Genomic DNA, 2,834 nt, shown 5'->3' with positions numbered 1-2,834 from the left:
GCAGCTGACCGCTCAGCAGGCCCAGCAGGCTGGATTTGCCGTCCCCGTTTCGCCCGACAATGCCGATGCGCGCGCCGTCGTTGACACCGAGGGTGACGGACTCGAACACCAACTGAGTCGGGTATTGCAGGCGGACGGCCTCGGCTCCCAGTAGGTGCGCCACCCGGCCATTATTCGAGAGTCAGCAGGGCACGGTCGACGTGGGTTCGGGTGTCCGCCGACGCGGTGCCGGCCACTGCGTCCAGGAAGCGGCCGGCGAGGTCGCGCACCTTGAGGTTCATCTCCTGGGAACGCCAGACGAGGATCTCGAACGCGCGCTGCGCGGTGATGCCGTAGGCGGCCATGAGCACGCCCTTGGCCTGCTCGATCCGGGCGCGAGCGTCGGCCACCGCCTCCAGGACGTTGGTGATGTCGGTGTGCAGTGAGTCGGTGACGTCGACGTAGAAACCCGATGTGCCGGCCAGCGCGCCGCTGTCATCGAGCATCCGGTCACCCGCGACGACGACGCAGCGGGTGTGTCCGGTGGTGTCGATGATCCGGTGCCGGCTGCTGAACGGCTTTCCCTTGAGCACGTGGTCCAGCACGGCCGCGACGCGCTCCCGGTCTTCGGGGTGCTTGTGCTGGAGCAACAGTTCCGTGGTGGGCTCGACCTGTCCGGGCTCGTAGCCGTGCATGCGCGCGACGGCGTCCGACCACTCCCAGCGCTGGCCGTCCATGAAAAACCGGAACCTGCCGACGCGCTGCGGCTCGCCCAGCCCCAGGACCAGGTCGACGGCGCCCAGCTCCTGTTCCTCGACGGCATCAGACATGAGGTCGGACATCAGCGCCTCGGAGGGCGACGTCGCGCCGTCTGCCTCCCCGTTGCGACGCTGAGTGGTTTCGTCGTCGAAGTTCACAGTCATCGCGTGTCCTCCCACAGTGCTTGATGCTTTTGCCTATCAATGCCCATTTTGGGCCGCTTCATGCGCGGTTACAGACGCCGCGGGGCCCGTCACCCGACCCGGTACTGCTCGGCGTCGCGGTGTTTGAACGCGAGCCCCAGGCCGGGCCGGTGCTGATCCGGCCGCAACGCCCCGCCGTCGGGGGGCAGGGCGCCGTCGAAGAGCATCTGCTCGATGCGGTGATGGTCGTGGAAGTACTCCAGGTGGCGCAGGTTGGGAATCGCGGCGGCGACGTGGGCGTGCAGGTTGGGGGCGCAGTGCCCCGAGACGTCGACGTTGTGCGCGGCGGCGACGGCCGCGGCCCGCAGCCAGTCGGTGATGCCACCGCAGCGGGTGACGTCGATCTGCAGGCAGTCGACCGCTTCGGCGGCCAGCATGCGGCGAAAATACGTCAGGTCGTAGCCGTATTCGCCGGCGGTGACGTCCGGGGTCACCTGGTCGCGCACCTCCCGCAGCCCGGCGAGGTCGTCGGACGACACGGGTTCCTCGAACCAGGTGACGTCGTGGTCGGCCATGGCGTGGGCAACCCGGATCGCCTGCTTGCGGCGGTAGCCGCCGTTGGCGTCGACGTACAGTTCGGTGTCGGGCCCGATCACCTTGCGCGCTAGCGCGATTCGGTCCAGGTCGCGGCGCTCGTCGGAGCCCGACGACTCGCCGATCTTGATCTTGACGCGGGGGATCTTCCAGGTGTCGACCCAGCGCTCCAATTGGGCGCGGGTCTCGCGCTCGTCGTAGGTGGTGAAGCCGCCGCTGCCGTAGATCGGCACATCGGGTTGCGCCACGCCGAGCAGCCGGCACACCGGGATGTCGAGGAGCTTGCCCTTGAGATCCCACAGCGCGGTGTCGACCGCCGAGATCGCGCAGGAGACCAGGCCGGGGCGCCCGCTGTTGCGGATCGCCCGGACCATCGAGTCCCAGGCGCCGGTGATGTCGAGGGCGCTGTGCCCTTTGACCGCGCTGGCGAGCGGCCCGGTGATCAGCTCGCGGCACGCCCCGGCGGCGTAGGTGTAGCCGAGCCCGCGCCGGCCGCCCGCGACCGCCTCGGCCAGGATCAGCGTGGTCGACGACCAGGCGAAGGTGCCGTCGGCTTCCGGTGCGTCGGTGGGGATTTCGTAGGCCTGCGCGGTCACCTCGTCGATGCAGGCGTCGATCCGCGTGCTTGGTGACATCAGGGACTCCTAGGTTTTGAGGGCGGCGCGAACGTCGCCCGGCATCGTGTGCCGCGCAACCGCTTCGGCGATGCTGTGGCGCAGCCGGACGAGGATGGCCAGCGCGTCGCCGGTCGGGGCGTCCGCCACCACGGGCGTCCGCCGCGCCTGCGCCGCGCCGGCCACGGCGAACAGGCCGGCGGTTGCGGCGCTCAGCAGCGTCAACCGCCGCGACCCGCGGTCGACGGCCGCCCAGACGAGCATCGTGGCCGCGTGCACGAAGTCGACCTCGGCGCCCAGCGCCACGCTCACCGCGTCGGGCCGCACGTCGGTCACCGCCGCCTGCGTCAGCAGCCGCGCCCCCAGGATGCGGGTCACCGTCCGCTCCCGGCCCGTCGCGGCCTTGCCGGACGCCAGCCGCAGCAGCGAACTCGGCGCGGCGAGGAGCACCAGCCCGTAAACGATTCGCGCCCAAGCCGTCATCGCGCCCGCCGCAGCGCCAGGAGCGCACCCAGCCCGAGCCCCAGCACGCCGGTGCCCCCGACGAGGGGATGCTGGGACAACCACACCTGCGGGCTGTGGGCGTGGGACTTGCCGTCGAACCCGCCGTGGGCGCCGTGGTCGCTGCCGGGCTCCTGATCGACCGGCTGCCACAGGTTGGCCGGCTGCCGGCCGTTCACGCGTTCGTCGGTCTGCTGCGAGTCGAATCCGGTGCGGCCGAGGTAGCGATCCAGCAGCGGCGCGA

At 70.7% G+C, this 2,834-nt stretch carries 4 protein-coding genes and 1 pseudogene; all 5 read right to left on the bottom strand.

From position 1 onward, the window contains the following. Positions 1 to 163, bottom strand: a 163-nt coding sequence (locus VMD50_RS14030; protein WP_325428347.1) for an ATP-binding cassette domain-containing protein, incomplete at its 3' end; no start/stop codon positions are given. A 7-nt stretch (positions 164 to 170) separates the two neighbouring features. Continuing rightward, complete coding sequence (locus tag VMD50_RS14025; protein ID WP_414686066.1) at positions 171 to 902, bottom strand: PAS and ANTAR domain-containing protein; 732 nt, start codon at positions 900 to 902, stop codon at positions 171 to 173. An 89-nt stretch (positions 903 to 991) separates the two neighbouring features. Beyond that, positions 992 to 2,110 (bottom strand): enolase C-terminal domain-like protein, encoded by a 1,119-nt coding sequence (locus tag VMD50_RS14020; protein WP_325428345.1) that lies wholly within the window; start codon positions 2,108 to 2,110, stop codon positions 992 to 994. 9 nt (positions 2,111 to 2,119) lie between these two features. Further along, positions 2,120 to 2,572, bottom strand: coding sequence for a hypothetical protein (locus VMD50_RS14015; RefSeq protein ID WP_325428344.1), 453 nt, complete (start codon positions 2,570 to 2,572; stop codon positions 2,120 to 2,122). Beyond that, positions 2,569 to 2,834 (bottom strand): annotated as a pseudogene (locus tag VMD50_RS14010) (SDR family oxidoreductase); the annotation flags it as partial. The gene VMD50_RS14015 and the pseudogene VMD50_RS14010, both read right to left, overlap by 4 nt.

This window comes from Mycobacterium sp. (genome assembly GCF_035506235.1).
In the GTDB taxonomy this organism is placed as follows: domain Bacteria; phylum Actinomycetota; class Actinomycetes; order Mycobacteriales; family Mycobacteriaceae; genus Mycobacterium.
This window is presented reverse-complemented; position numbering and strand designations above follow the sequence as displayed.

Excerpts from the sequence above, each read along its gene's own strand:
- VMD50_RS14025 (WP_414686066.1), bottom strand. The coding sequence starts at position 902 with ATGACTGTGAACTTCGACGACGAAACCACTCAGCGTCGCAACGGGGAG.
- VMD50_RS14020 (WP_325428345.1), bottom strand. The coding sequence starts at position 2,110 with ATGTCACCAAGCACGCGGATCGACGCCTGCATCGACGAGGTGACCGCG.
- VMD50_RS14015 (WP_325428344.1), bottom strand. The coding sequence starts at position 2,572 with ATGACGGCTTGGGCGCGAATCGTTTACGGGCTGGTGCTCCTCGCCGCG.